Source organism: Tsuneonella aeria, assembly GCF_009827495.1.
Classification (GTDB): Bacteria; Pseudomonadota; Alphaproteobacteria; order Sphingomonadales; family Sphingomonadaceae; genus Tsuneonella; species Tsuneonella aeria.
In genome coordinates this window covers 1,817,981-1,842,842 of sequence record NZ_WTZA01000001.1, presented here as the reverse complement: position 1 = coordinate 1,842,842, position 24,862 = coordinate 1,817,981, and the positions used below count along the sequence as shown (strand labels likewise).

Genomic DNA, 24,862 nt, shown 5'->3' with positions numbered 1-24,862 from the left:
AACACGAACTTCGTCAAGTCGCGTGCGCGCTGGCGCATTTGCCGCGAAGGCTCAGGCCTCGCGCAGCGGCTCCGCCGTGCAGCGACCGGGCACCAGTGCGATCAGCGCGCCGCGCGCGTGCAGGTATTCGCCCCACAGGCTGAGCGCGGCGGGCGCGGGATTCTGTCCCCGTGCCGTGACCGCGAGCAGTGCCCTCAATCCCGGCGTCATCATGGCGGCCAGATCGGCAACCCCCGTCACCGCGAGATCGCGCCGCCAGCCGCCGGTACCTTCAATGTGTTCGGGAAACTGGATGACCTCGATCGCCGGCGGTTCGGGCGCGACGCCGGCCATTGCCGCAACGGCGGACGCCGCTTCCTGCAATGCCGCCCACTGTTCGCCCAGCGCGCTGGCTGCGGCACGCGGCGGGGCCGCATCGTTCCAGGCGGCGGAAAACTCGGTAGGAATGGCGTTCATCGTGAAGGCAGCCATAAAAGGCAGCGCTTGCCAAATCACTAATGCCCGGGGCCACGCGCAAAGGCACTGGCAACCGCCCCGCCCCTTTGCTAAGCGCCCGCGCCTGCAACCGGTTCACCGGCACCCGTAGCTCAGCTGGATAGAGCGCTGCCCTCCGAAGGCAGAGGTCACAGGTTCGAATCCTGTCGGGTGCGCCAACCTTTTGCCCGTATATCATTGGTTTCCTTGCCGATAGTGGCTCGGCTGGCGTCTGCGATACCACGCTTGTTCCCACACTTGATTGCGAACAGCAGCGAATGACCGCTACGGAATTTTCGGCGATTGTGCAGTTTACAAACCCACCCTCGACTCTGCGTTGATATCACGTACAAAGTCGTCGGTGCGCCAGATCAGATCGAAAAGAGGGCTGGCGCACCACCTAGGTTAGTTTCGGAACCAAGCCACCCCGAATGATTTTCGGTAGAATGGAACCGCGCCTTGCCCTCGCTTACCTTCTGATCGCGTTGCTACTCGGCGCTGCGGTGTTGTTTGGTATCAAGCTCGCCGAGAAGCGCCGCAGGCGTCGCGACATGATGAGAGGGCGTCGCAAATACTGAAAAAAATCCCGCCGGAGCGGGATGAGTTACCTTCAGTGCGACCCGAAGGGGGCTTTTAATTAGGCGGGGGTACGGGACTTGGGATACGCCTGTTGCGACCCTAACGAGCGCAAAGCGCCTTGGTTCCTCGTTTTAAAGCAGCCCCATCACAAAGCGCCAGGTGTAAAATATCCGCAGGTCAGAGAGGTCCAGTCCTAGAGGCTCAGGGGTTGTGGGGGGGTGCGGGTTCCCACCCCGATCGATCTGGGCGATCGCGTTCATATCCGGTTCTCCCGGAGCAGTTTCATGGCCGCGTCGAGGTCCACGCTGTCGCCGATCGTTCGCAACTGAATGACTGCCGCGGCGGCCCGCGCGGAAGCACTCGTGAATTTCAGCATCTCACATTGAGCGCGGACTTGACCCTTCTGCTGTTCCGTCAGGGTTTCGAACAGGGCGATCGATAAGAGCAGTTCTGGCGTGCGCTCCAGAAGCAGCAAGGAGGCAGCGTCTGGGAGCTTCGCGCGCACCCGCGGGTGGATATAGCGCTCGGCTAGCGGACTTTTCTGGCGAGCTTGGGTGCCGGCCTTGCGCTGTTCCGCAAAGCGATGGTTATTGACCACCCGGGGCGCTGCGGTTGCAGGGGGATAATGTCGGGCGATGCGGCCAGAGCCGCTTTCGTGAGGCGCTGCCGCATCACGCCGCCTCCATCTCTTCGGCTGGAGCCAGCGGATTCGAATACATGAGCTGCGGCCACCTGAGCCGGATCACGTCCGCGAGAGCGCGGATGCGCGACTTGTCCCCATCGAACGGAAAGTTGACGATCTCCATGAGCCGATCGCGCTCGCGGCGCAGGCGCGGATCCGGGTCCCCATCGCTGGTGCAGGGCCATCCGAAACCCCAACTGCCGTCCTGCTGTTGATGCAGCCCGACTTTGAAGCCGATACGATCGGCAGTCTCCATCCATGCCTCGGGATCGAAGTCAGTGCGCCCATAGGCGAGCAGGTTGCGACCGATGTCGGTGTCCGCGATGTCCCGATAGGTCGTCTGCTTGTCGATCGTCTCCAGCGTAGCTTCGTGCTCGTGGTCGTCGACCTGTATGTCCCACAGGTTCGCGGTCCCGGCTTTCTTCGTGGAGGTGACGCACCAGTGCCCGTTCGTGCTGCGCAGGCGGATATACTGCTTGATGATGAAGTCGCCCGGCGTCGTGCAAGGGGTCTCCGCGAGAGCTTGGTAGAGTTCGACCGACGCATTGCAGGCCGCGTCTATGTCCTCTTGCTCCTGTGCAGCTTCGAGGCGCACCTCACCGGCGCGCCACGCATCGAAGCGCTCCTGAATCGGTTGGCTCGACGCGCAACGCTGCATCCGGTGAAGGTCGGCGCAAATCTGGTCGGTGGTCAGGAAGCCATTGTCCAAACCAGCGCCGCGACTGTCGTTGGCGACCATCTTGGTGATGAGCTCCATCGGAGTGTAGGCCGGCGTGGACCAGAACACCGCGTCCGCCGCGTCCAGGCGCTTGCCCGCTCGATCTTCAGCGCCGTCGTCATTTTCGTCGAAGGTGGCATATTCGCGCATGGCGGCTTCGTATTCTGACTTCGCCTCGCTGAACGCCAAAGTGTAGTGGAAGCGCATCGGTGTTCTCCTGTTGGAACGCGGCCGAGGAATTCCCCGACTGATTGTTTTCATATCATCACGAAGGCTGGCGAACAAGCACGAACTGATATAGTTCAGATCAGATGATCTCGATCGAGCAATGCCGCGCCGCCAGGGCGTTACTGGACTGGTCGGCGCAGCGGCTGGCAGACGAAGCACGCGTCGGCGTGGCAACCGTGAGGCGATACGAGTCCGGGGCAGCGATCGCCGACGCTTCAATGCTCGCGATCGAGAAGGCGCTCAGGGCGGCCGGTATCACCTTCGTCGCCACCGGTGAAACATCGAAGGGCGGCGGCGAAGGCGTCCGGTTGTCTACTACCGGCTTACGGTAACCACGAGCACCACTCCGCCGCGGCGATGAACCTCGACATGGCAGGAGCAACAGAGCGCCCGCATGTGGCGCCAATCGTTCCGCTTGGGATGGCCTTTCGGCAGGTCGTGGTGAGCTTCGGCCGACGGACGTCGATGGCATCGCTGACAGTTCGGGTGGGCATCGAGGAACAATCCATTTCGCTTCTGGCGGCTGTTCGGCTTCGTCGTGCGGCGCTTCGCGCGCCACGCTCTGGGGTTACTCATTTCTTTTCCTTTCAGTGGCAGTTGCCAGCCGCCACCGTCCCACCGCTCTATCTGCTTGACCGATCGAGCCCGATGTCCGATTCCAACGTTCGACGGCAAAGGAGGCCGCCCTGGAGCACACCAACATCGAGGCTGATCCCCTGCTCTCCGGCTTCTACAGTCCGGCCGATGCAGCACGCCTTTTGCAGGTTGCGTCTCCGAAGTTGCGTGGCTGGCTCAACGGGTGGAGCAACAGCTCGGCTGGTCCGATCGTCGATCGCGACTTCAAGGACTCGCGCACGATCAGCTTTCTCGACCTGATGGAGCTGCGGTTCATCGAAGCTTTTCGCCGCCAAGGCGTCTCAATGCAGACGCTCAGAGCCGCGGCGGCGCGAGCGCGTAAGGAATGGGACCAGCCCCATCCTTTTGCGCTCTCTCGGGCCAAGTATCTAACTGACCGCCGCAGCGTCTTCGCTCAGGTCGCCGAGCTTCAAGGCGACCGGGTCACTTGGGACATGGCGACCGGCCAGCATGAAATGTGGGATGTCATCGAGGCGACGATCGCTAAGGGCGTCGAATTCGACCCCGTTTCGGAACTGGCGCGACGCTGGTATCCGCTCCCAGCCGAGTTTCCGCAGGTGGGGATCGACCCGGCTGTAGCGTTCGGCAAGCCCGCCCTCACCGAAGAGCGTATCCCTACCGCCGCAATTCATCGAATGTGGAAGGCTGAAGGTGGAAGCCTTAGCCGGGTAGCCGAAGCATTTCGCATCGGCGCTGAGGCGGTTCGTGCCGCAGTCGAATACGAGATCACGACGGCAACTTGAGGGTACGCGCCGACGAGCATATCGCTCCAGCGATTGTTCAGGCGATCGGCGAGATCGCTGCCAGCGACGGATTCGAGCTAACGTCGGTACTGGTTGAAGGCTTCGGCGGCAGCACCGATGTCCACTGGATCACTGCGTTCGCGAAAGACGGCGGTCACGCCATCCTGACGGCCGATACCGACTTCCTGAAACAGCCGCCACAGGTGCAAGCCGTCGAGCGCACCGGGCTGAAGGTCATCCACTTGCCGTCCGGCTGGGCGAATGCATCCCGAGCCATCCAGGCGGGCCATCTGATGATCTGGTGGCGTCGGATCGAGGAGCAACTGTCCGCCATGAAGCCGCGCGAGTGCTTCACAACGCCGTTCTCGGTGAACGACGCGGCTCCCTTGCGGAAGGTTGCAATCGACTTCCAGGCCATGGGCAAGAAGGCCAAGAAAGCCAACCGCGTTGGGCGTTCCGCTAGCAGATGAGGGGGTCGGGCGTTGACGACCAATCTGCCTGAAGATGTCTACGCCAAGCTGGATCGTGCCGCCGGACATTTGGCCGAACTTGCGCGGGTGGAACAAGACCTGCTCGCCGCTGCTCGACCTCGAGTAGAGCTCGACCAAAGGGGCGAACAGCCATGCTATCGGTTCCGCCGCGACGCTCCGCCGGGACAGGTGATTGGCGCGGCTATCGGCGACGTCGTGCACAACTTGCGCTGTGCGTTGGACTACTCCGCTTGCCGGCTCGCCACGAGGCACTGCGCCGCTGCGGATCTTACGAAGGTGCAGTTCCCCTTCGGATCGGAAGACGAATGCTTAAGATCGCGCGATTTGCGGGCCTTTTCGGGGATTAGCACCGATGGCCGCGACCGCCTGGAACGCGCACGAACCGCTGGAGGCCGAGCACTTCATCTACTCCGCGCACTGAGTAATCAGGACAAGCACCGCCTGATCGTCACGCACTTCTTCCAAACCGAAGAGGCCGGCTTCACCGTCGATCTGGCCGGAGCAGAGGGCACCGTAACCGCTCCCGCACTCGACATGTGGAAGGTGAACGTGCCGCTCGAGGACGGCGATGTTCTCGCGGTTGGACACCACGCTCGGTTCACACCCAACTTTGCCTTCATGCTGAGCTTTTCGATCGACGGTTTCCACGGGACCTATCGGCTATCGGTACTTTCGGCCATTCAGGCGAAAGTCCATGAGGCACTGAGCGAACTCGCGCCGGCAATGGGATCGATACCGAAATGACTGGTCGCAAAGATGGCGGTGCTAGCAACGCAAGCGGCAAAGGCGCCAAGTCACTGAAGACCCTCGATCTCGATAAGCTGATATCAAAGTACGAAGCTGCCAGTCCGGTTGGTCCCGTAGTGATCCGACGGCTCACGATGAGCGATCACATCGCCATCGAGAAGGCGGACAACGAACAGCGGCTCGACGCCAATGAACTCGTCCGACTGCTAATCGAACGGTCGGTCAAGCGCAGGGGGCAAGACGAACCGCTCGCGTCTGATGAGGTCATTCGCCTTAGCGGCGACCCCGAGTTCCTGGAGGAGCTGATCGCGGGGCATCCGGATCTGACCACCTTCAACGAGAAAGATGCCCCTACCGATGCGCAGGAGGGATCTGTCGATGATGACGACATGCCGCCGGTTCGAGGGGACGGAGAAACAGCCGGTGAATACCTGTTGCGTGCCTGGCGGGCGTACCACCGGCACTTCACCGCGAAGTTCCGCGGCGTCGGAGAGGCCCTTGCCAAACAGTTGTCCGGGCTGACCGGTGCGTTGAGTGCATCGGGTCTGCAGTCACTCACGAAGAACTTCGCCGCTTCGAGGGGCCTTCAAGAGGCAATCGATAAGGCGACCACTCACGCTCAGCCGCGATGGTCTCCCACGTTCGAACCCTCGCGCTTCGAGCCGATCGAGTTGCCGCCCAACCCTATCCACGAGACCAATGAGCACCTTAACCAGTTGGTGGGTTCGATTGATCAGATGCGCGATCTCGCCGTGAAGACAGCGGAGATGCAGCGTGGTCTGAACGACGTCGCCACCGAGATACTCGACAAGTTCGTCACTGGGGCGAATGCGGCGGAACAGGCATCGACGAAAAACCTGAAGATCGCGAAGATCGGCTTGGGAATCGCCGTTGCCTCGATCATTGTGACGCTTTTGGTTTCGATAGCGCAGATCGTAATGTCGGGCCCGTCCCAGCAGGAAACTGAGCAGATGAGTCGTATGGAAGCGTTAGCGCGGGATGCGCGTAATCAGTCAGCGCGTCAGGAGGATCTGCTTAAGCAGGTAGTCGACTTTGAGCGGATGCGGGCGCGGGACGCCGCAGAAGCTCGCAGGGCGGCGCAGTCTCGCGGCAAACCTAATTGACCACCTGAACCGTTCGAAAAAGCGGTCAATCTGTGGTAGGGCAATGGCATGGACCCCGTTCTCCGCACCAGCCTGATCGTCTTCGCCGCCGTCCTGCTGAAATCGGTCATCCTCGGCTGGTGGGAGCGCTTCAGGACGGAGAAGGCCAACCAGCCGATCCGGATGAGGCTCCGGGCTGGGCGCTACGTCGCCTGGGGCCCGGTGCAGAAGGTGCAGCACTACGGCTGGCGCCTCACTCAGCTCTGGCTCGTCTACATCGCCGTGCTGCTCGCGCTGCTCACTTACACGAAGCTGATCGGGCCGATCTTCTAGCGCGCCAGCTCTGACGCAATTACCGCGGTCGTTCCCGCCCCAATGTGTCCGGCGCGCTCAGACGCGGACTTCATCAGCTCCTCAAGGATGATGTCGTAAGCGTCCGCCCGATCCTTGATGTCTCGCAGGCCAGCTGCAGCGGTGGCAGGCGCATCGTTCAGGGTGAGGGGCACGATCTGGTCCGCAAGTTCGGTCGCTCGCCGACCCAGGCCCAACGCCCGGTAATCGCGGATTGCACCCGTAAGGCCGCGTCCAGCACCGGCCCGAAGCGCGGTGGCGACCGGCGCACCGGTGACGGCCGTCTCAAGCGCACCTTGAAGCATGGTTCCGCCCAAGCTCTGTTGCCCAAATGCCTCGTCAGCGACTTGGCGCTCTGCCGTGAGCGAATTGCCGACCAGCCGGTTCGTCGAGCCTGCCAGCTGCCCCTCGAGGTCACGCTGAAGTAACAGCCGGGCGATATCGGCGTCAGGACTGTCGGCGTACATCGTTGCCAGCCGCTGCTCCATCGCCGGGGTGTTCAGCACGCTGTTGAACGGATTCGCGCTGTTGCGATACCGCCCCGCCTGCTCGCCGAGCGCGGACTGAAAACCGAGGCGCATCTGTTCGACCTGGGATGTCGAGGCATTGGCGACATTCACGCTGAGCTGATCAGGCGACATGCGCATGGCGTTCTGGCCACGACGCATCGCATCCCGCTCGGCGGCTGGACCGGCGTAGGCGGCGCGGGCGGCGGCATAGTCGGGATTGGCAGTGTCCGCCCGCTTGAGCAGTTCCCGCAGCGTGTCGTTCACCGCGCGGCCCTCGTCATCCAGCACGAGCTTGCCCGTGGTCTTGTCGCGGTAACCTTCCACGACGTCATCGAGTCCGCGTTTTACGTAGTCGATCGTCTGCCATGACGGCTGGCGGATCATAGTGGCATTGCCCGCGTCGTCGAATACGAAGCCGAGTTGAACAGGATCGCGCCCCTCTTCGCGTGCGATCCTCACGGCGTTGTCGAGCGCCTTGGACATCGACGGCCGCGATAGAAGATCGTCGATCCGGAACACCGAAGCCCCAGGCGCCGAATAGGCTGCTTCGTAGAGCGGGCCAGCCGCGGTGCGGGCCTGACCGATCAGATCCTCACTGCGTTGCGGGATGTTCTCGATCGGGCCCAGGTCGCGCTCCACCGCCCCGAGGAAGCGGTCGTATTGCCCCTGGCCCCGGCGAAATAGCGTCTCGCGCGCACTGCCGGCCGCATTGGGCGAGCGCCGGATTGCCGCGCCGGTGAGAGTGTTCGCGGCGGGCGAAACGTCGGCGATCGTCGCTGGCACGCCAAGCTGATCGGCTTGGGTCAACGCAACTACGACGGGGTCGATATCGCCCACCGCATTGTAGACGGCCCGCTCTCCGCGGCTCAGGGCGTCGGCAGGGCGCTTTGGGCCAAACGCGCCGGGCAGACGCTTCCCGACTTGGCTGCCGATGACATTGCCTGCCACCGCGCCGCCTGCCCCCATGACGGCCCCCAAGAGCGGGTCGTCGGGGTTCTCGGTGGCGCCGTAGACGGTGCCGTAGGCGAGATCGCCCAGCGGGGCAGCCTTGCTTGCCACGCCGGTCAAACCGTAGCGGCCGGCCAGCCCACCGACGGCTGCGCCACCCGTAATCGCGCCGCTGACGCCGCCAACGACTTCGCCCAGCATCGAAGCGGTGGGGCTTTCCTCCCGCAGAGCAGCCATCTGGTCGCGCAAGATCGCGTTGGGAATACCGAAGCCACCCGCATTGGCGACGCCGGCGACGAACGCGCCCGGGGCTGAGCTGACGATATTGTTGCGCACCTGCTCGGTCTCGGTGAGCTCGCGATTGACGGCCGGGATGTTCAATCCGTTCGGCGCACCGCCTTGAGCCGCCCTCGCGTTGAGGTCAGGCACGATGGCCCGGTAGGCGTCGAGGCGCGGTTCGAATCCATACCGGCGATCGAGTTGCGCACGGAATGCGGCGTAACCTTCCGGCGTCAATTTGCCCCAGTTGTCGCGCAGGTATGCTTCATGCGCCGCCTGCATTTCCGGCGGAATCAGCATGCTGCCCTCGGTGGCGCCGCCGCCCGCAGCTTTCGGCGGAGGAATGCCGTCGCCGCCGCCTCCGCCTCCGCCAGTGCGGTTGAGGAAGGTCTGGAAGCGGGCGTCCGCAAGAAGCGGATCGTTCTGATCCGTGAGCCCGAGCATTGAGCGCCCCTTGGTGCGGGCCGAACCGATCAATTCCTCGAGCGTCTTCAACTTGGCTTGGATCTGGCCATCGGTATCTCCGGCGGTCGGAAGAATGCTCTGGATGAACAGCTTCTGCTCCGCTGGCGTGTTGAACTGCTGCCCGGTTAGCCCCAGCGCCGTTGCGATGAATGCGGTGAGCGACCCGGAGCGATCGTTGAACACCCGGTCCTGCTCGCGAATGAACGGCACGTAGGCCCCGGCACCTTCGAGTGGATTGCGGCCCTTGAAGTTGGTGTCGAACTGGGTGCGAAGATCGTTCACCCCAGCCGCAAGGTTGGCCAGGGTGCCATACTGATTCATCGCAGCGCCGCGCATCTCCGCCGTCAGCGCTCCGGCTCCGCCAGCCGCTTCGCCAGGCTTCACCCACCCGGGGATCGGCTCGATCTGGCCATTCGCGCCGACGCGCAGGCCCTTCGAGTAGAGCTCTCCTGCCAGCTGGGTATCGGCGCGCTGGTTGTCCGCCGTCCGGTCAGCGATTGCCCCTTGCGTGTTGGCAAGATCCGCGGCCGCTTTGGGGGCCTCATAGGGCGCAGCGGGGTTCGGGCGACCCACCGTTACCGGTTCCGGAGCGCCCCGCTGTTGCGCCGGCTGGACCAGCCGAATGGGATTGCCCTGGGCGTCCACCTCCCAGACGTTACCTGCCTCGTCGCGTGCCTGTGCCATCAGCGATTCCTTAGGGTGGCGAGATTGCCGGAAATGTATTTGCGGGTTTCGGGCGGAGCATTCGCGAACCAGCCATGTTCACCGTGACGCGCGAGCAACCTGTCGAACGCCCCCGGTCCCATGTTGTAGGCGGCCCACATCTTGCGCAGGTCGCCGCCATAGCGCCGCTGCATCTCGGCTCGATATTCGCGCCCGAGCCGGTTCATGTCGGCGGGATCATTCGGATTGGCAGGACGAAGACCAAAGCCGGGGTCGCGCGCTGTCTCAGGCATCACCTGCATGGCGAACCGTGCGCCAGCCGGTGAGGTGACCGGCCTGCCGTTGATGTAGTCGCGATTGCGGCTCTCGCCGTGCGCCGTGACTGCATCGAGGGTGCTCGCGCTAACTCCCACCGGGAAACCTATCCGACGCGGGTTGCGTCGGTCCTCCTTCGGTAATCGGAGTGAGCTTGCCCACTGGCGCGGTGGGCAGAGAAGGCGCAGCAGCACCGCTGACGGGCCCCTCCGCATCGAACGGCATGAAGGTGAACGTGCCGTCGCCGTTGTCGACCTTCTGCCAGTTGAGCACCGGCTTCGGGTTCGGATCGGGACGGGTGAACATCACCTCACCGGTCATCGGATTCAGGCCGATGATGTCACCGTTGTTCGCACGCTGAATCACCGGTTCGACCGGCTTGGGAGTGCGAGCCTCGAGCGCGGCGAGTCCGGCCCGCTGCAACTGAGGGTCGAGCAAGGCCGCGGCAACCGGATCGGAGCCGTCGTCCAGCTTGGAGCCCGTCGATAGCGCCTGAGCGACAACCCTCTGCCGCTCGGCGTTCTGCGCTGCGGCGCGATCGGCCCGGCGCATTTCGAGCGCACCGGTTATACCGCCGAGGGCGCGCGCAGCCCCTTGAAGCCAGTGCCCGACGGGAGCCGTGCTGCCCGCTTCCTCGATCTCCTGAGCCGCGAGGTGGCGCGCGATCTCGATATCTTCGGGCGACATGCGCTTGCCACCGCTTCCCCAAACGAAGGCTTGCGGTGCGGGCGAGAGCGGCGTGCCAAGCCCGGGAGTGGCAGACGCCAAGTCCGCCGCGGGGGCGGGTGCTGGGAAGCGACCGGGATGCCGCATGTCGAAAAGCCCGGCAGGCAGAGCGAGCATTCTAGCCTCGGCCGCTGACTGGGGCTGGCGAGCGGTCATTCGGGCGCTCCTTCTGCGATACGAACGGTCGGCTCGCGCCTGCGCAGTCCGAAGAAACCGGCTGCGTTGCTTGCTACCAAGGCGCTCGCCACGATCGTATCGTGGTCAGCGGGCAGCGGCTGGCGCTTCTTAAGCCTCAGGGTTGGTCGACGCATCGGACGCCTCCTTTTCACGACGGGCGTAGAACTGGGCGCGCGCCACCACCTCGCATGGGAGCGTCGGAACCAGATCGTCGACGATGTCAGTGGCTTCTACGTCGCCTGCGGCGGACATGCGTTCATAGAGCGAGAGGCTCTCTGCGATGAACTCCCAGCCGAGCGGGACCCGACCGCTGTCATGCAGACGGGCGCCTGCCGTCAGCAGGAGCGTTGCTAGCATCTGTGCGTCGGAATGGTCGCCGTTGGCTGCGCACATGCGCGCGACGAAGAGACCGCTCGCGGCCATCATGTCGTCATTTGCGCCAGCCGGCCGGGCAGGATCGAGCCGATCGCACCAAGCCTGCCGTATGCGGCGCTGGGCCGCGAGGTCGCCGGAGGCGGCACTCCGAATTATCGCCGCAGCGATCGGCGGCAACGCCCCGTTCGGCTCTATCTGATCGCAGGATTCGGCCACAGCATGAACTCCGCTTCCAAGGTCTTCGGAAGCGCCTGAGGGAGTTCAACGGCACTTAGGATGCAGCGGACCTAACATTTTTCGGCCCGAAAGGCAAGCTTATGCGCAGGGAACGATCAACGGGCTGATCGCCTTCACAACCAGCCGAGCCGCAGTGTTATGCCTCTCCTGCGGATTCTCGCGCAATTGCGCCACTACTAGATCCCGCACCTGCACGCCCGTTACTCCTGCGGCGAAGCAACTCGGCTGGTTCGTTTCAGCGCGAAACGTCATGTAGGCGTCCATCGTGCCTTGAATATAGCCCATGCAGTTACCGTGCTCGATCAGGCCAGTGGGCGCATTCAGGTCGGTTCCGCATGCGGAGTGCAGATCATTGCCCGACTTGAAGATCGAGAGTTTCGTTTGAGATAGCGCCGGCTGACTCAGCGCAGCGAGAGCAATCAAGCTGACCAATCGAAACCTCATTTCATCATTCCCTGCCGCTGCCGTGAATTGGGCATGGTACCCCACCACCGCAGTCCTATCGAGTGTGTACTTCCTCAAAGACTGCACGTGCGAATGCCTTCCGCGTGGCCTCCGAGCGGCGACGGTCGTCCAGGGAAATGACACCGCCGTCAGTGGCGGGCTCGAGCGTGGAGAGATAGGCCTCCAGTTCGGACGCGCTTCCAACGGTTGCGGCCACCGCGCGAATCTGGCGCATGTCGCTCTCAGTGACGCCCGGGTCCCGGTCGGAATGCGCCGAAGAACGGGCGAGGTGCTCCAGTTTCGCGAGCCGCTTCTCCATGCTCATTTCAATTCCCCTCCGGCTTGCTTGCAAAAGGCTGAGCCGGACGGCCGGGCAGAACGCCAGTTTCGTTGAAACGGCGCAGATGCTCGTCGATCGCTTTCTCTGTCGGTGGAATCCCTTCGCCTTCGAGAATGTCGGCAATCAATTCACGGTCCGTCATGTCGGCGACACGTCGTGATCCACCTGACGCGGCTTGCTCGCGCTCCAGCTTTCCGAGGCGATTTGAGATTGAGGACATGTCTAGCTCCTTCTGGGGGTACGTGCTTCCTCGAGCGCCGCAATGCGGGCTGCGAGTTCGGCGGTTTCGAGAATGGTCCGGTGCGCGGTGAGGAGTGTCATCACCCGACCGGCTTCGTCGGGCGTAATCTCGCCGGTGCTGACGGCTTCGATGAGGGCCGCTGATGCCGCCACGGCGTCGGCAGGTTTCTCGATCCGCGGCAATTCGACAGAGACCGGCGCGTCCTTGCGCGCGGGAGCCAGCCGTTCGAGACAAAGACGCAGCGCGGTCGTGTCCCCTCCGAGTGCGAGCTCTACGGCCTTCCGCGTCAGCTTTTCGTGCTCGCCTTCCAGCAAGGCCTCGATCGCGAGCGTCGTGCGATGGCGCGCACCCTTCGGCCGTCCTGGATTGCCGGGTTCGAATGGCCGGCCTCGCGTTGTGGGCGCGTTTTTTCGCGGCTGGGTCATTACGCCGCCCCGACCGTGTCTTGCCTGGGCCTCGAAGAAGATGCTGCTAGTTGCTGCTTGCGCGCGCGATGCGTTTGGGAATTTCCTGCAAGAGAGAGGGCCGAGAATTTTTTATATCTCGTGCGCGCAAGCAGCATCTGACAGCAACTAGGCTGCGTATTCATATTGAGGGCGGAAAGCCTGAACGACGGCTGGTGCCGATGGGAGTCAGGACCTGAAATCGAATGTGGTCTCGTGACCCCTGACAGCAACTTACCGGCATAGCGTGCTCCTGATGATTTCACGGGCGGCAGCGCGCCGCTCGATCTCTTCCTTGCCCCGATCGGCGAATCGTTCGTGGACCAATGGATTGACGAGAAAGCGCGGCTTGTTGCTCTTGGGCGCAGGCTCGGCCCATTCGCCCCAGCCAAACGCCTCGAGCTTCTCACACAGCGTCCGAACTTCGTCCGCGGTTACGTGGCGGAACGACTGCGAAGAACTCTGGACGTCCCGAGCCTTCACCTCCTGGACGCCCGTGCCGACGATCCACGACGCCAGGTCGACCAGCTGCTCATGGCCAGCGGATAGCCCGAGAATGCCTGCATAGAAGGCGATCGCGCTCGGACGCAGGAATTGCTCCATGAAAGCGGCAACGCAGTTCGCTGTGTCGCCTGATACCTCGGCTGGCGGATGCAACTGCTCGGCGTTGTCGACGCAATGCCAAAGCACGCACAGGCGGGCGAACAGGCCGTCATACTTGCCGAAGTGGGCCGCGAGCTTCGGTGACACGCATTCAAGCGCGCGGACCAGATCCAGGTGCTCCTGCTCCAGCCTTTCGCGCACTGACCGTGCCGCATCGCTCAGCTTCAAAGGTGACGGCGTGTCGCCATAGCCGATCGGTCCGCTGCGTACCGGCGGCCGCATGACTTCCAGCCGTTCGATGAGCCGCTCGTAATCGGTCAACGTGGCGTCGGCCGGCACGTCGCGCCCAACCTTTCCGGGGCGCAGGATCACCGGCAGCAGGCGCTGGACCAGGCCATCGTCATGCGTGTCTCCGGCGATCGCACGCATTGGCTCCGGCTGGATGCCACCGAGCAGGCTGATCGAGCAGTTCGGAATGTACGACGCGCCGCGAGCAATGCGGTTGAGGCTGTAGGACCCGCCATTGAACGCCTGGAGCCAGAACCCCCGGTCCGCCTGCGAGCCCTTGCCGGGAGCGTACTTGTCCATCTGGCCGAACCAGCCGGAAAGCTCGTCCTGGGCGGAGAGCACTCCCCGCGGGGAATCACGCAGAACTTCCTGCGCGGCCTCGACCGTTGCGTCCGAGATGATCCGGCGCTCCTGCTTCGGTCGATCGGCTTCCTTGCGCTCCTTCGCCGTCAGCGCGTCGTATTGCTGCCGCTTCTCTGTGAAGGCCCGCATCAGGTTTGCATCGATGCGTTTCAGGGGACGAAGCGCAGCGCTCATGATCGGCGTCTTCTTCATTGACGGGGACCCGACGAGCCCGACCCATAGCCGGGCGCTTTCGCACCAAGTCGGATCGTGCCGTTTCACCTGTAGCTTGATCGAGTCAGGAATGGTCGCGGCGCAGACACACAGCGTCGCCATGGCGAGGCCAGCGGGATCTACGCCCATGATGTCCGCATGAGAGCGGACAAAGCGTTCCACGCTCTCGGGCAGAAGACCTTGTGGCAACTCGGGCGCGCCGTAGTGCTGCCAGAGGTCGACTGGCTCCGGCCTCGGAGACTGTTGAGCCGCCGCAGCTTTGGTAAGAGCGACGAGTTCCGCAGCAGTTCCGCCCCAATCAAGAATGTCACCTCCAGTGGGCAGGCCGGGGAGCTCGATCAAATGCGGTTTGCCCTCCGCCCGTTCGACCGCCTCGAAAGCACTCTGAGCCAGCCTGAGGCCGGTCTCGTCGTTGTCCGGAAGGATGAACACGGTGCGACCCTTCACGTATCCGGAGAATTCGAAGCTCTTCCAGTCCTTGTGAGAGGTGGCGAGGAGGCCCCAGCTTGCCAGCCGATCGGCCTTTGCCTCGCCTTCCGTCATGAACATGGGAACGTCGCGTGGCGCTGCGATCAAGTCAGTCAGGCGATAAGGAACCGGCTCGCATCCGCGCTTGGGGAGCCAGCCGCCTTTGCCGTCGGGATGATCGTAAAAGAAGTCCTTTGGACGCTCGCGCCCCGGCTCGACCCGGTGCTTGCGGTAAAGGAGGTCCCCGTCCGAACCGAAGTATTCAAAGGTCGCCACAACGGACTGACCGGCAGCCAGCCGCACGGCATGACTGGGGGCTACCTGCACCTCGCGAACGGGTGGACGCCACGGAATGACATCGTCACGGCGCTTAAGCGGCGCGAGAATGCCGCGATCACGGAGAAGGTCCTTTATCTCGAGCGCGGTCCGGCCATCCGCGTTGCTGCAATGAACGAGGAGCCCGTCCGGCGCACCAGGCTCGATGCTCGCCCAGCTTCCGCGATCCTTCGCGCTATGGCCCGGGGTGGGGAATATGGCGCGGTTGCCCTGAACATCACCGCCCATCACGTCTGCGATCTGGTGAAGAAGGCTCATGATTCCGGCCTCCGGACGCGATGCCCTGGCTGCCGATGCATTCGACAGCGCCGGTTCGGCTGGAACTTTGTCGATGAGATTGGCGTCGAGAACGTGAATTCGCCGCCACACTCGGCGCACTGCGAGAGCCAGCGAACGAGTGTTGTCTCCGTTCCGTCACGGCGCGCGTACGGAAGGCGGCCGCACTCGACATACCATTGTCCATCATGAAGGCGCGCGCTCATGCCGCGTCTCCCGACCGGACATCAAAGCGCCTCACGTTGGGGAGTGAGAGCTCCGGCGTCGCCGGTCCATCCTCGTCGACGATCGGGAGGCCGTGTCGCACGTCTGCTCGCAGGACTGCATCCCGGACGAGCCAACGTTCTCCCGGTGGGGTGTGAAACGGGCCTGTCCATTGATCGCCGGAGTAAGTCGCCTGCCATTGCCCTCCGGAAACCCGACGAAGGTAGATGGCTCGAACGGGCACCGCGCGATGAAGCGCCAGATTATCGAGGCGCCTCATACATCACCGCCGGCCATGAGCACAGCGAGGTGCGCGGCGCCAATATGCTTGGCGATCAAGGGCGGAATGACAGCGTTCGAAAGCTCTTCGGAGGCTTTCAAAACCTGCCGGCTAGTGCTAGATACTTGGTGTCCCGCCAGAGACATTTCGAGCCGCTGCCCTTGCCCAGGGTGGCGGCTTCGGCGTTTACGGGAGCCGAACCCGTTCATTTCGAGCATGGCCGATCACGCGGCCTGATCCACGAGGGCGCGAATGCTGTCGGTGCGCACCAGGGTGCGGCGACCGATTTTCACTACCTGGAGTTTTCCGTCGCCGATAAGCTCATACAGCTTCGTACGTCCAAGACCTGTTACTCGCTGGGTATCCGCGATCGTGACGGTGAGGGGTTCCATATTGCCGTACTCCAATGAACCAGCATGGGCGCTGGCGGACGGCAATCCAGTTATGGGACACGGCGATAGCGGGCCACCTATCGCACTTTACTGCGATAACCCGAGGTCGCGTAGCAGGTCTCTGTTGATCTGACGGAAGCATGTCCGATCTTCTGGGTCAGAGTCGAGCGCATGATAAATCTGCTCGATCGTTGCCCGGTCCAAGCCAGTGCCCGCATCAGTCTTCAGCGCTCGCTCTATTCTCGGGCCCGCCGCTTGGAAGTACTCGATCGACTTCTTACCCTTGCCTTCGCTGATGCCGAAGTGCTCGCTGGCATCCCAGATAGCCTGCTCTTTATTGCCGCTCGCCGCCCACCTTGAGCTGATCCAACGACCGATTTTCATCCAGTCGTGGCGCGCTGAAACGCTTTCCTGGTGGCGGCGATCCCCATCGTGATTAGCCAAGTTAAGTCGCGCCCCCGTGTCCTTTTCGTTGAGAAAGGCGGCCGCCAACCGCTCCCTAAGCCAAGGCTCAAGAGGGGCGTCGGATGAAAACAGTTCTGCGAGGTCGGAACGCCAAGACGCGCTTGCCCCCCCGAGGGCCGCGAGCGCTCTGATGTTGAGCCGAAGATCGTTGTCCTGCGCCACTATGCATTTGCCGACAGAGAGGATTGGTCAAGAAACTCGCCCCATGCGTCCAGCAACTTTCGCCGCATCTCTAGGAAGTTCGTGCGCTTGTATGCGCGGACAACCTTGTCGGGCACTTCGTGTGCAAGCGCCGCCTCGACCACGGGGTCAGGGATCTCCGGCATCTGCTCGGCCGCCCAGTCCCGGAATGAGCTGCGAAAGCCATGCACGTTCCACTTGAGCCCGGCATCGCGCAGCACCTTGTTCATGGTCATGTCGGAGATCGGCTCACCATGGCGATTGGCGAAGAAGAGCGCGTCCGGCTTCGTCGACCCGCCTGCCTCGGTGATCTCCGCGAGCAAAGCCAATGCCGGCTTATTCAGAGTGACGCTGTGCGCGATCCGCTCCTTCATGATGTCGGCTGGGCGGTTCCAAAGGCGTTTTGCCCGATCGACCTGGCCCCAGCGCCCGCGACGTATCTCGCCGGACCTTGATGCGGTCAGGATCAGCAACTGGAGTGCTTGGCGGCCCTGTGTCGGGGCTTTCGAACGCAGCTGCTGCACGAAGCCGGGCACGTCGGCATAGGGCATCGCGAGGTAGTTCTTGCCCTTCGGCTGCTTGGGCAGACCGATCGACACAGTCTTCCCGGGAGCCTCGGTCGATCTCCACCCTTTCGAATGGCTGAAATTCAGAACCTGGCCGACGCGCATGCGCACCTTCCGCGCCAGCTCCGGCTTCGTGGTCCAGATCGGCGCCAGCATGTCGCGGATGTGAGCAGCCTCGATGGTGTCGACGCGCAGGTTGCCGAGCGCCGGGTAGGCGTAGGTCTCAAGCGATGTCAGGAAAGCCGCGGCGTTCTTGTCGACCCAACCGGCCTTCATCTGCTCGTGGGTGTATTTGACGGCTTCGCGGAAGGTGGGCGCTGGCCGCCGGTCGCGGTCCCGCTCCGCAATCGGGTCGCGGCCATTCAGGGCGTGCTTGCGAAGCTCCGCCGCTTTCTCGCGCGCCTCAGACAGACTCAGAGCAGCAAGCGAGCCGAGCCCAACGTCCCGCCGCCTGCCATCGCGCTGGACACGCAACACCCATGATTTAGAACCGCTTGGCTTGACGAGCAGGTAGAGCCCGGCGCCATCCCCGTGGCGACCCGGCTTTGCATTTTTCACCTGCAGTGCATTCAGCTTCGCCATGTTCCCCACCTTGTTCCCACACTTTCGCGCGGTTCGGCGCGAAGGTCAACGAACAAAGGCGAAACGGGAGTGCGGAATCAACAGGGAACACAAGGGGAAGCGCGGCTGGTGGCGAATGATCGCGAATAGGCAGTTATGGTCCTGTCGGGTGCGCCAGTGCAGGAATGATGGGTTTTCAGCCGTTTCTTGATTCGCCCGGCATCGTGAAGACATGCACTCGCGGCCGATGCGGACGTTGTCCCGGAATATCTGCCCCGATCTGTACTGCAACGTGAGCGCAGAAGGCGTCACGAGGGGACGGCACGCCCTGCGGCTGTCGATGTTCGACGCTGGAGCTGATTCCCTGCGCCTTGGGAAAGACACGCCTTCACCAGCGCCAAGAGCGGGGAAAGTCGGAACAAGCGCCCCACTTCCCGAACACTCGGCGAAATCCTTGCTGCCAGGCGCGGCAGGCGCAAACAGGCCGCGCGATGTGGCGTTCGAATGCAGTGAGGAAAGCGGCGCCGCGACGCTGCCGCCCGACGTTCCGGCGGACCAGTCGAACATCTGATGCGCCCGGGCGGACCCGATCACCCGATCCGGCGGGTCATCCATCTGCTGCCGGGGCCATAGCCTTGCAGCTTCGGCCGAATTCGGGCCGCAGCCGCGCCTTCCGCGAAGCCGAGGCGTCTCCAGAACGGTTCCGCGCCGCCGACGGCGATGAGCTGCGCCTCTTTAATGCCATCGCCCGCGGCCAATTCCATCGCGCGTAGGGCGAGCGTCCGACCGATACCCGAGCCGCGGCCTTCGCGCGAAACGCCCAGGTCGTGGATGTACAGGACATCGCCTGGCGCTTCGGCGGTCAGGACCGCCCCCAGCGGCGGGGGCGCGTTCGCAAACCAGCCATGCGCGACCAGATAGCCGATGAGCCGCGCCCCTTCCCGCGCGGCCAGGCAGTAACTGCGCGGCAGCGCGATCCGGCTGAGGAAGACCGGGCGGTCCTCGACCAGCGCTGCGGGATAGACATCGTGCTGGATCGCAAGAACGGCCTCGACATCGGACACCTGGAGCGGATCGAGCCGAACCTGCGCTGTGCCCTGTGTCATCCCGCGCCTTCTAGCCGACCCGCGAACGTCGAGGGATCGTTTTGCTGAACGTCCGCGTCCGACCTGGGACACCGAGCCTGCCCGCGGGCGTTGCTTTCCTGCGCAATCGGGAGCCGGTCCGGAATGGCGGGGGACGCCCTTCAATTCACCTGCCGGTCGCGCCCTTCCCAGTATGGCGCGCGCAACTCGCGGCGCAGGATCTTGCCCGAAGGATTGCGCGGCAGGGCATCCACCACGTCCACGGTCTTGGGGCATTTGAAGCCGGCGATGCGCTGGCGGGCCCAGTCGATCACCCTGTCGGGTTCGGGCGCGGTGCCGGGGCGGGGGACGACGATGGCCTTCACCGCTTCGCCCCACAGTGAGTCCGGCACGCCGATCACGGCGACGTCGGCCACGTCGGGGTGGCCGTAGATCGCGCTTTCCACTTCGGCGGGATAGATGTTCTCGCCGCCCGAGATGATCATGTCCTTGATGCGGTCCTGGATGTAGAGATAGCCTTCCGCGTCCATGATCCCGGCATCGCCGGTCAGCAGCCAGTTGTCGGGGGACAGCACGCGCGCGGTTTCTTCCGGCTTGTTCCAGTAACCGGTCATGTTGGTCGGGCTGTTGATCGCCACTTCGCCGATCGTGCCGGGCGGCAGCGGGTTGCCGTCCTCGTCCAGGATGCGGATCTCGACCGAAGGCAGGGCCTTGCCGGCGGAGCGCATGACATGTTCCCGCCCCGGCCTGTGATCCTCGGGCGCCAGGCTGACGACGGTGCCGTAGGTTTCCGTCATGCCGTACATCTGCGCAAAATCGCAGCCCAGCCGCTCCACCCCGCGTTGCAGCAGGTCGAGCGGGATCGGGCTCGCGCCATAGGCCATACCTTCGAGCCCCGAGAAGTCGGCGTCCTTCGCATCGGGATGGTCCAGCATCATCGCCAGCGCGGCCGGCACCAGGAAGGCCCACTTGGCGCGGTAACGCTGGATGTCCTTCAGGATCAGCGCCGGATCGAACTCGGTATGGATGATGAGTTCCTGCCCGCCGTTCGCCGCGCTGGTGACCGATCCCACGCCGGCGATATGGCCGAACGGCATCGCGTGGATCAGCGTGTCGCCCGGGGCCGCGCTGAACCAGCCAAGGCCCTGGTCCTGCATGATCGGCCGCAGCACGGTGGCGTTGCGGTGCGTCAGCATGACCCCCTTGGGCATGCCGGTGGTGCCGGAGGTGTAGAGCTGCAGGAACACGTCGCCGCGGTCGATGGCGGCCGCGGCGGGCGCGTCGCTCTGCCCGTCGCGCCACGCGTCGAACGCGTCGTCCATCGTCATGCGCGGGCCCTCGAATGCCTGGCCTTCGAACATCGGTTCGACGAACAGCGCGGCGGCCTGCGCGTCCTCGACGATGTAGGCGATCTCCACCGGCGCGAGACGCCAGATAACGGGCACGATCACCATGCCTGCGCGCGCCGCGCCCATGGCGAGCTCGCAGGCGCGCCAGCCATTCTTGCCGAGATAGACCACGCGGTCGCCCCGCTTCAGGCCCATGGCGGCAAGGCCGTTGGCGACCTGTGTGGCGTGGCGATCATAGGTGCGCCAGTCGACCGTGACCTCACCATGGCGCAGCGCCACGCTGCCCGGAATGGCGCGCGCCCACTGGTCCAGCGCTTCGCTCAGGGTGCGCGAATTGTCGGGATAATTCATCAGCCTCTCCCCATCACGGCCCCGAGCGTCTGCCGTCTCGCGCGGCGAATCCCTCGGCTCGGGCAGGTTGCTGCACGCAGGCGGCGCGTGCAAGGCGCTAGTCGAAGCCGCGCTCCAGGAAACGCAGCGCGCAGCCGGCCAGCAGGGCGCTGCCGCGGGGCAGCGCGCGCTCGTCGACGTACATCCGGGGGCTATGGATGGCGCAGGCGCTGCGCCAGTCCTCGTTGTCCTCTGCCGCGACACCGAGGAAGAACATCGCGCCGGGCACCTGTTCGAGGACGTAGGAGAAATCCTCCGCCCCCATGATCGGCGCGGGCAGGGCGATCCAGTCCCGGGCGCCGAACAGCGCGGTCGTCACCCCCTCGCCGATGGCGACCGCGCGGGCGTCGCATACGGTGACCGGAAAGCCCGGGGTGATGGTGACGTGCGCCGCCGCGCCGTGGCCGGCCGCGATGCCTTGCGCTGTCTCGGCGACGAGTTCGTGAACGCGCGTCCGGTTGCGCGGGGTCAGCGTCCGGATCGTGCCGCGCAGGGTCACCTTGTCGGGGATCACGTTGTGGGCCGATCCGGCCTCGATCATCGTCACCGTCACCACGACCGCCTCCGCCGCGTTGAAGCGGCGCGTGACCATTGCCTGCAAAGCCGTCACCACGGCGCAGGCGGCCGGCACGGGATCGAGGGTGTGGTGCGGCATCGAGGCATGGCCGCCGCGCCCTTCGATCACGATGTCGAGCTGGTCCGCACTCGCCATCAGCGCACCGGCTCGCCCAGCGACCGCGCCGTGACGGGCGTTGGGCATGATGTGCAGCGCGAAGGCGGCTTCGGGCAGCGGCTCGATCAAACCGTCCTCGAGCATGTGGCGCGCACCATGAAACCCCTCTTCGCCCGGCTGGAACATGAATTGTACCTCGCCTGAGAATTCTCTTTGACGTGCCGCGAGCAGCTCGGCCGCGCCAGCGAGCATGGCCGTGTGGGTATCGTGGCCGCAGGAATGCATGCGTCCGGGGATGGTCGATGCGAACGCAAGGCCGCTCTGCTCCTCCATCGGCAGCGCGTCCATGTCGCCCCGCAGCAGCACCCGGCGGCCGGGCTTCGCGCCTTTCAACGTGGCAACCGCCCCCGTGGTGGAGCCCCCTTCCCGCCACTCGAGCGGCAGGTGGGCGAGGGCGGCACGCACCTTGGCAAGGGTCTTCGGAGTGTCCAGCCCCAGTTCCGGCTCGGCATGGATGGCGCGGCGCAGCGAGACGATCCGGTCGGAAAGCGCCTGGGCCGAATCGATGAGGTCGGGATGAAGCATGCCCGTGACGATAACGCGCGGCGCTGGCGCGGGCAAAAGTGTTCTGGCACGCCCCGCGGTGGGCGTCTAAAGGCGCCGGACCCATGTCCGCCATGCCGCCCGCACCATCAGCGTCGCCGAAGATCGGGCTGATCTTCAACCCGCGCAGCCACCGCAATCGTGCGCTGGCGGGCGAAGTGGCCGGCCGCCCCGACGTGATCGTCGCCACTCCCGCCCAGCGCGGTGAGCTGACTGCCGTCCTGGAAGGATTCCGCCAACAGGGCGTGCGGTGCATAGCGATAAGCGGCGGGGACGGTACGGTTCGCGACGTGCTGACCGCAGGTCTCGCGGTGTACGAGGACGACTGGCCCGAATTCGCGGTCATACCGGCAGGCAAGACCAATGCGCTCAATGTGGACCTGGGCGCGCCGAACCACTGGACGCTGGCGGGCGTGATCGATGCCGTGGCGCGCGGCAGCCGCATCGAACGGCGGCCGATGTGCGTGAGCGATCGCGAAGGCGGCGGGACGATGCTCGGCTTCGTGTTCGGGGCCGGCATCTTCACCACCGCCGTGCGCGCGGGTCAGGACGCGCATCGCCTCGGCGCGTTCGACAGCGTTGCGGTGGCGGCCACGGCCGCCTGGGGTGTCCTCCAGGGCCTGTTCGGGTCTGACCGCAACGTCTGGCGGCGGGGCGCCCCGATGCGCGTGCGCACCGGTGCCGATGCCGCCGAGCTGCCGCATGGTGGCCAGGGCGATCCGGACCGCCGTACGTTCCTGCTCGCTGCGACACTCGAACGCTATCCCTTCGGGATGAAGCCATTCGGCGATCTCCGCGGCCTGAAGCTGGCGGTGATGGATCACCCACGCCGGAGAGTGCTGGCAACGATTCCGATGATCGCGTTCGGGTGGAATGGCGACTGGCTGCGCGAGGCGGGCGTGCATCGTTGCTCCACGGACCGGATCGAACTCGATCTGGGCGACCGGTTCATTCTCGATGGCGAGGCGTTTCCGGCCGGATCGTACGTCATCACGCCCGGCCCTGCCTTGCGTTTCGTGGTGCCGTGACGTCCGCCCTGGAATCGCGTGTCAGCGCCACGCTTGACGCGCCGGTGACCGCCGAGGTGCGCGCAGCGGCAGCCATGATTGGGCAGGAAACCGGTGCGCGCGCGGTGCTGTTCTACGGGTCGAACCTCAGGACGGGATCGCTCGAAGGGGTGCTGGATTTCTACGTCCTTTTGCCGTGGCGGCAGCGGGAACGAATCTGGCCCCGGGTATCCTATCGTGAATGGGCGGGGACGCCCGGACCAGTGCGCGCAAAGATCGCCGCCATGTCGATGGAAACGTTCGCCCGGGCCGCGCGCGGGATGTCGCGCGACACTACCATCTGGGCGCGCTTCGTGCAGCCGTCAGCGCTGGCCTGGGCAGCGGATGAGGAGGCGCGTGCGCAGGTCGTGACGGCGATCGCCGATGCTGCGTGCACCGCCGGCCGACTTGCCGCCGCGCTCGGTCCGCCGCACGGGACGGCTGAGGATTTCTGGCGGGCGCTTTTCCGCGCCACCTACCGCGCGGAGCTGCGCGTGGAAAAGCAGGGGCGGGAGGACAGCATACTGGCGGCAGACCCTGGGCATTTCTCGGGCTTGTTGCCCCTCGCCTGGAGTGCAGCGGGCATCGCGTTCGAGCAGGACGGAAACGAAATCGCGCCACGCATTCCGCCGGCGGAGCGGCGGCGCGTCCTGGCATGGTGGAACGGCCGGGCGCGTCTTGGCAAACCGCTCAACGTGCTGCGTCTTCTGAAGGCCAGCACCACGTTCGACGGGGCGGCCGGATACGCCGCGTGGAAGATCGAGCGGCACACTGGGATTCCGGTCCCGCTCACCCCATGGCGCGAGCGGCACCCGGTGCTTGCGGCACCCGGAGTGCTGCTGCGGCTCTGGCGCGCCCGGCGAAAGGCCGCGCGCCGATCCGATCACATGTAGCGCATCCGGATGGAAATTGCTTTCGGCCCGTTGCCGACCGCGAACGAAGCCTTGTCGACGCCCGGCTTGCCGAGATTGAAGATGTTGATCGAAGGGTTGTTAGACATCCCGCCGCCGTCGCTGGAAAGATCGGTCTTGCCGTTGCCGTTGACATCGTGGCGGACCGCGATGGCATAGGAACCGGACTGAGGGAGCGGCACGCAGAATGTCATGGTGCCCGGCCGCGCCGGCGCTTCGATACGGTTCAGCCAGCGGCCGGACTTCAGCCAGTCGCCCGAAGTGGCGCGATAAGCCTGAACCCGCACCTTGCCGCCGCCCGTGATGCCGCTCACCGTGACCAGGGCGGCGGGTCCGCTGCCCGCGCGGCACTGGGCCATGTCGTTGCCGATCTTCTGACGATACTGCGCCTCGGCCGGCGCGGCGGTGCCGAGCGCGACAGTGCCAAGAGCAAGCAGGAAGGCGGTAATTCGGGTGGACTTCGCGAACATGGGGTATCCCTGTGGCGGGGCCGGCCGATGCGCAGGTTCATGGCCGCGCGCGGCCGAAACGCCCCTGTTTCGGGGGCCGATATGGTGTCGCGGGCCTTAATTGCCACTGAACTGGCGCTGCGGGCGCCCGCAGCGGGCGGGGATAGTGTGGTCGGGGGTAGTGTGGAAAAGGGTGTGCATCCGCTTGTGCCCTGCAGCGCGGGATGGTTTAGCGAAATGCAGGCAT

The 24,862-nt window shown here is 64.6% G+C and carries 29 protein-coding genes and 1 tRNA gene; 9 read left to right on the top strand and 21 right to left on the bottom strand.

The features are described from left to right. Window positions 1-51 precede the first annotated feature (51 nt). Window positions 52-456, bottom strand: a complete 405-nt coding sequence (locus GRI40_RS09000; protein ID WP_160611002.1) for a hypothetical protein — start codon at window positions 454-456, stop codon at window positions 52-54. A gap of 120 nt (window positions 457-576) precedes the next feature. On the opposite strand from GRI40_RS09000, the gene GRI40_RS08995 reads away from it, so the two are divergent. Further along, window positions 577-653: transfer RNA gene (locus GRI40_RS08995), tRNA-Arg, on the top strand. 656 nt (window positions 654-1,309) lie between these two features. Here GRI40_RS08995 and GRI40_RS08990 read toward each other — a convergent pair. After that, window positions 1,310-1,651: a hypothetical protein gene (locus GRI40_RS08990; RefSeq protein WP_160611001.1), complete on the bottom strand. Its 342-nt coding sequence runs from the start codon at window positions 1,649-1,651 to the stop codon at window positions 1,310-1,312. Between the two features lie 73 nt (window positions 1,652-1,724). Continuing rightward, complete coding sequence (locus GRI40_RS08985) at window positions 1,725-2,660, bottom strand: hypothetical protein (RefSeq protein ID WP_160611000.1); 936 nt, start codon at window positions 2,658-2,660, stop codon at window positions 1,725-1,727. Window positions 2,661-2,764: 104 nt separating this feature from the next. Between GRI40_RS08985 and GRI40_RS08980 the strand changes: the two genes are divergently transcribed. Continuing rightward, entirely contained in the window at window positions 2,765-3,013 is a 249-nt protein-coding gene (locus tag GRI40_RS08980; RefSeq protein ID WP_160610999.1) for a helix-turn-helix domain-containing protein, read from the top strand. On the opposite strand, the gene GRI40_RS14135 is transcribed toward GRI40_RS08980, so the two are convergent. After that, the gene (locus GRI40_RS14135) at window positions 2,997-3,257 is read right to left on the bottom strand and encodes an HNH endonuclease (RefSeq protein ID WP_420006866.1); all 261 of its coding nucleotides are present in this window, start codon (window positions 3,255-3,257) and stop codon (window positions 2,997-2,999) included. The two genes, GRI40_RS08980 and GRI40_RS14135, sit on opposite strands and share 17 nt — an antisense overlap. A gap of 203 nt (window positions 3,258-3,460) precedes the next feature. Here GRI40_RS14135 and GRI40_RS08975 point away from each other — a divergent pair, with 203 nt between their 5' ends. From GRI40_RS08975 to GRI40_RS08955, 5 genes are read left to right on the top strand one after another with little or no spacing between them, the layout of a single operon-like run. Beyond that, a complete protein-coding gene (locus GRI40_RS08975; protein ID WP_160610998.1) occupies window positions 3,461-4,060 on the top strand; it encodes a DUF433 domain-containing protein in 600 nt (199 codons plus the stop codon). Beyond that, on the top strand, window positions 4,057-4,530 hold the full coding sequence (locus GRI40_RS08970; RefSeq protein ID WP_160610997.1) for a PIN-like domain-containing protein: 474 nt from the start codon (window positions 4,057-4,059) through the stop codon (window positions 4,528-4,530). The genes GRI40_RS08975 and GRI40_RS08970 overlap by 4 nt, the downstream gene beginning before the upstream one ends. Window positions 4,531-4,542: 12 nt before the next feature. After that, a complete protein-coding gene (locus GRI40_RS08965) occupies window positions 4,543-5,295 on the top strand; it encodes a hypothetical protein (RefSeq protein ID WP_160610996.1) in 753 nt (250 codons plus the stop codon). After that, a complete protein-coding gene (locus tag GRI40_RS08960) occupies window positions 5,292-6,422 on the top strand; it encodes a hypothetical protein (protein ID WP_160610995.1) in 1,131 nt (376 codons plus the stop codon). The genes GRI40_RS08965 and GRI40_RS08960 overlap by 4 nt, the downstream gene beginning before the upstream one ends. 48 nt (window positions 6,423-6,470) lie before the next feature. Continuing rightward, a complete protein-coding gene (locus tag GRI40_RS08955) occupies window positions 6,471-6,734 on the top strand; it encodes a hypothetical protein (RefSeq protein ID WP_160610994.1) in 264 nt (87 codons plus the stop codon). Here the strand turns inward: GRI40_RS08955 and GRI40_RS08950 are convergent. The 16 genes from GRI40_RS08950 to GRI40_RS08875 all read right to left on the bottom strand — a co-directional run bounded on the left by GRI40_RS08950 (window position 6,731) and on the right by GRI40_RS08875 (window position 22,191). Then, window positions 6,731-9,289: a hypothetical protein gene (locus GRI40_RS08950; protein ID WP_160610993.1), complete on the bottom strand. Its 2,559-nt coding sequence runs from the start codon at window positions 9,287-9,289 to the stop codon at window positions 6,731-6,733. The two genes, GRI40_RS08955 and GRI40_RS08950, sit on opposite strands and share 4 nt — an antisense overlap. A 347-nt stretch (window positions 9,290-9,636) precedes the next feature. Continuing rightward, the gene (locus tag GRI40_RS14025; protein ID WP_160610992.1) at window positions 9,637-10,029 is read right to left on the bottom strand and encodes a transglycosylase SLT domain-containing protein; all 393 of its coding nucleotides are present in this window, start codon (window positions 10,027-10,029) and stop codon (window positions 9,637-9,639) included. Beyond that, window positions 10,019-10,813: a hypothetical protein gene (locus GRI40_RS08940; protein ID WP_160610991.1), complete on the bottom strand. Its 795-nt coding sequence runs from the start codon at window positions 10,811-10,813 to the stop codon at window positions 10,019-10,021. Before GRI40_RS08940 ends, GRI40_RS14025 begins: the two co-directional genes overlap by 11 nt. 129 nt (window positions 10,814-10,942) lie before the next feature. Continuing rightward, a complete protein-coding gene (locus GRI40_RS08935; protein ID WP_160610990.1) occupies window positions 10,943-11,425 on the bottom strand; it encodes a hypothetical protein in 483 nt (160 codons plus the stop codon). A 99-nt stretch (window positions 11,426-11,524) separates the two neighbouring features. Then, on the bottom strand, window positions 11,525-11,890 hold the full coding sequence (locus tag GRI40_RS08930) for a Rap1a/Tai family immunity protein (protein WP_160610989.1): 366 nt from the start codon (window positions 11,888-11,890) through the stop codon (window positions 11,525-11,527). A gap of 55 nt (window positions 11,891-11,945) precedes the next feature. Beyond that, window positions 11,946-12,215 carry a hypothetical protein gene (locus tag GRI40_RS08925; protein ID WP_160610988.1) on the bottom strand — a complete coding sequence of 90 codons (270 nt, stop codon included), beginning with the start codon at window positions 12,213-12,215 and terminating at the stop codon, window positions 11,946-11,948. Window position 12,216: 1 nt separating this feature from the next. Then, on the bottom strand, window positions 12,217-12,450 hold the full coding sequence (locus GRI40_RS08920) for a hypothetical protein (RefSeq protein WP_160610987.1): 234 nt from the start codon (window positions 12,448-12,450) through the stop codon (window positions 12,217-12,219). A 2-nt stretch (window positions 12,451-12,452) separates the two neighbouring features. Further along, window positions 12,453-12,896: a hypothetical protein gene (locus tag GRI40_RS08915; RefSeq protein WP_160610986.1), complete on the bottom strand. Its 444-nt coding sequence runs from the start codon at window positions 12,894-12,896 to the stop codon at window positions 12,453-12,455. A gap of 252 nt (window positions 12,897-13,148) precedes the next feature. After that, window positions 13,149-15,443 carry a DUF3987 domain-containing protein gene (locus GRI40_RS08910; RefSeq protein ID WP_160610985.1) on the bottom strand — a complete coding sequence of 765 codons (2,295 nt, stop codon included), beginning with the start codon at window positions 15,441-15,443 and terminating at the stop codon, window positions 13,149-13,151. A 726-nt stretch (window positions 15,444-16,169) separates the two neighbouring features. Then, window positions 16,170-16,337 (bottom strand): helix-turn-helix domain-containing protein, encoded by a 168-nt coding sequence (locus tag GRI40_RS08905; protein ID WP_160610984.1) that lies wholly within the window; start codon window positions 16,335-16,337, stop codon window positions 16,170-16,172. 87 nt (window positions 16,338-16,424) lie between these two features. Further along, the gene (locus GRI40_RS08900; protein ID WP_160610983.1) at window positions 16,425-16,964 is read right to left on the bottom strand and encodes a hypothetical protein; all 540 of its coding nucleotides are present in this window, start codon (window positions 16,962-16,964) and stop codon (window positions 16,425-16,427) included. Continuing rightward, window positions 16,964-18,130, bottom strand: coding sequence for a tyrosine-type recombinase/integrase (locus GRI40_RS08895; RefSeq protein WP_160610982.1), 1,167 nt, complete (start codon window positions 18,128-18,130; stop codon window positions 16,964-16,966). Before GRI40_RS08895 ends, GRI40_RS08900 begins: the two co-directional genes overlap by 1 nt. 45 nt (window positions 18,131-18,175) lie before the next feature. After that, window positions 18,176-18,676: a hypothetical protein gene (locus GRI40_RS08890; protein WP_160610981.1), complete on the bottom strand. Its 501-nt coding sequence runs from the start codon at window positions 18,674-18,676 to the stop codon at window positions 18,176-18,178. Between the two features lie 23 nt (window positions 18,677-18,699). Continuing rightward, on the bottom strand, window positions 18,700-19,215 hold the full coding sequence (locus GRI40_RS08885) for a GNAT family N-acetyltransferase (protein WP_160610980.1): 516 nt from the start codon (window positions 19,213-19,215) through the stop codon (window positions 18,700-18,702). A gap of 140 nt (window positions 19,216-19,355) precedes the next feature. Beyond that, the gene (locus GRI40_RS08880) at window positions 19,356-20,894 is read right to left on the bottom strand and encodes an AMP-binding protein (RefSeq protein WP_160610979.1); all 1,539 of its coding nucleotides are present in this window, start codon (window positions 20,892-20,894) and stop codon (window positions 19,356-19,358) included. 97 nt (window positions 20,895-20,991) lie between these two features. Continuing rightward, a complete protein-coding gene (locus GRI40_RS08875) occupies window positions 20,992-22,191 on the bottom strand; it encodes a M20 metallopeptidase family protein (protein ID WP_160610978.1) in 1,200 nt (399 codons plus the stop codon). A gap of 83 nt (window positions 22,192-22,274) precedes the next feature. Here GRI40_RS08875 and GRI40_RS08870 point away from each other — a divergent pair, with 83 nt between their 5' ends. Beyond that, window positions 22,275-23,237 (top strand): diacylglycerol/lipid kinase family protein, encoded by a 963-nt coding sequence (locus GRI40_RS08870; protein ID WP_160610977.1) that lies wholly within the window; start codon window positions 22,275-22,277, stop codon window positions 23,235-23,237. Continuing rightward, window positions 23,234-24,148, top strand: coding sequence for a hypothetical protein (locus tag GRI40_RS08865; protein ID WP_160610976.1), 915 nt, complete (start codon window positions 23,234-23,236; stop codon window positions 24,146-24,148). Before GRI40_RS08870 ends, GRI40_RS08865 begins: the two co-directional genes overlap by 4 nt. On the opposite strand, the gene GRI40_RS08860 is transcribed toward GRI40_RS08865, so the two are convergent. Then, complete coding sequence (locus GRI40_RS08860) at window positions 24,139-24,636, bottom strand: DUF2141 domain-containing protein (RefSeq protein ID WP_160610975.1); 498 nt, start codon at window positions 24,634-24,636, stop codon at window positions 24,139-24,141. The two genes, GRI40_RS08865 and GRI40_RS08860, sit on opposite strands and share 10 nt — an antisense overlap. Window positions 24,637-24,862: the final 226 nt, after the last annotated feature.

Bases quoted from the DNA above. Each gene is read 5' to 3' on its own strand.
- GRI40_RS08980 (WP_160610999.1), top strand. From the start codon at position 2,765: ATGATCTCGATCGAGCAATGCCGCGCCGCCAGGGCGTTACTGGACTGG.
- GRI40_RS08925 (WP_160610988.1), bottom strand. From the start codon at position 12,215: ATGAGCATGGAGAAGCGGCTCGCGAAACTGGAGCACCTCGCCCGTTCT.
- GRI40_RS08955 (WP_160610994.1), top strand. From the start codon at position 6,471: ATGGACCCCGTTCTCCGCACCAGCCTGATCGTCTTCGCCGCCGTCCTG.
- GRI40_RS08915 (WP_160610986.1), bottom strand. From the start codon at position 12,896: ATGACCCAGCCGCGAAAAAACGCGCCCACAACGCGAGGCCGGCCATTC.
- GRI40_RS08860 (WP_160610975.1), bottom strand. From the start codon at position 24,636: ATGTTCGCGAAGTCCACCCGAATTACCGCCTTCCTGCTTGCTCTTGGC.
- GRI40_RS08870 (WP_160610977.1), top strand. From the start codon at position 22,275: ATGTCCGCCATGCCGCCCGCACCATCAGCGTCGCCGAAGATCGGGCTG.
- GRI40_RS08880 (WP_160610979.1), bottom strand. From the start codon at position 20,894: ATGAATTATCCCGACAATTCGCGCACCCTGAGCGAAGCGCTGGACCAG.
- GRI40_RS14135 (WP_420006866.1), bottom strand. From the start codon at position 3,257: ATGAGTAACCCCAGAGCGTGGCGCGCGAAGCGCCGCACGACGAAGCCG.
- GRI40_RS09000 (WP_160611002.1), bottom strand. From the start codon at position 456: ATGAACGCCATTCCTACCGAGTTTTCCGCCGCCTGGAACGATGCGGCC.
- GRI40_RS08875 (WP_160610978.1), bottom strand. From the start codon at position 22,191: ATGCTTCATCCCGACCTCATCGATTCGGCCCAGGCGCTTTCCGACCGG.
- GRI40_RS08885 (WP_160610980.1), bottom strand. From the start codon at position 19,215: ATGACACAGGGCACAGCGCAGGTTCGGCTCGATCCGCTCCAGGTGTCC.
- GRI40_RS08920 (WP_160610987.1), bottom strand. From the start codon at position 12,450: ATGTCCTCAATCTCAAATCGCCTCGGAAAGCTGGAGCGCGAGCAAGCC.
- GRI40_RS08960 (WP_160610995.1), top strand. From the start codon at position 5,292: ATGACTGGTCGCAAAGATGGCGGTGCTAGCAACGCAAGCGGCAAAGGC.
- GRI40_RS08940 (WP_160610991.1), bottom strand. From the start codon at position 10,813: ATGACCGCTCGCCAGCCCCAGTCAGCGGCCGAGGCTAGAATGCTCGCT.
- GRI40_RS08895 (WP_160610982.1), bottom strand. From the start codon at position 18,130: ATGGCGAAGCTGAATGCACTGCAGGTGAAAAATGCAAAGCCGGGTCGC.
- GRI40_RS08910 (WP_160610985.1), bottom strand. From the start codon at position 15,443: ATGAGCCTTCTTCACCAGATCGCAGACGTGATGGGCGGTGATGTTCAG.
- GRI40_RS08950 (WP_160610993.1), bottom strand. From the start codon at position 9,289: ATGCGCGGCGCTGCGATGAATCAGTATGGCACCCTGGCCAACCTTGCG.
- GRI40_RS08890 (WP_160610981.1), bottom strand. From the start codon at position 18,676: ATGTTCGACTGGTCCGCCGGAACGTCGGGCGGCAGCGTCGCGGCGCCG.
- GRI40_RS08930 (WP_160610989.1), bottom strand. From the start codon at position 11,890: ATGAGGTTTCGATTGGTCAGCTTGATTGCTCTCGCTGCGCTGAGTCAG.
- GRI40_RS08905 (WP_160610984.1), bottom strand. From the start codon at position 16,337: ATGGAACCCCTCACCGTCACGATCGCGGATACCCAGCGAGTAACAGGT.
- GRI40_RS08985 (WP_160611000.1), bottom strand. From the start codon at position 2,660: ATGCGCTTCCACTACACTTTGGCGTTCAGCGAGGCGAAGTCAGAATAC.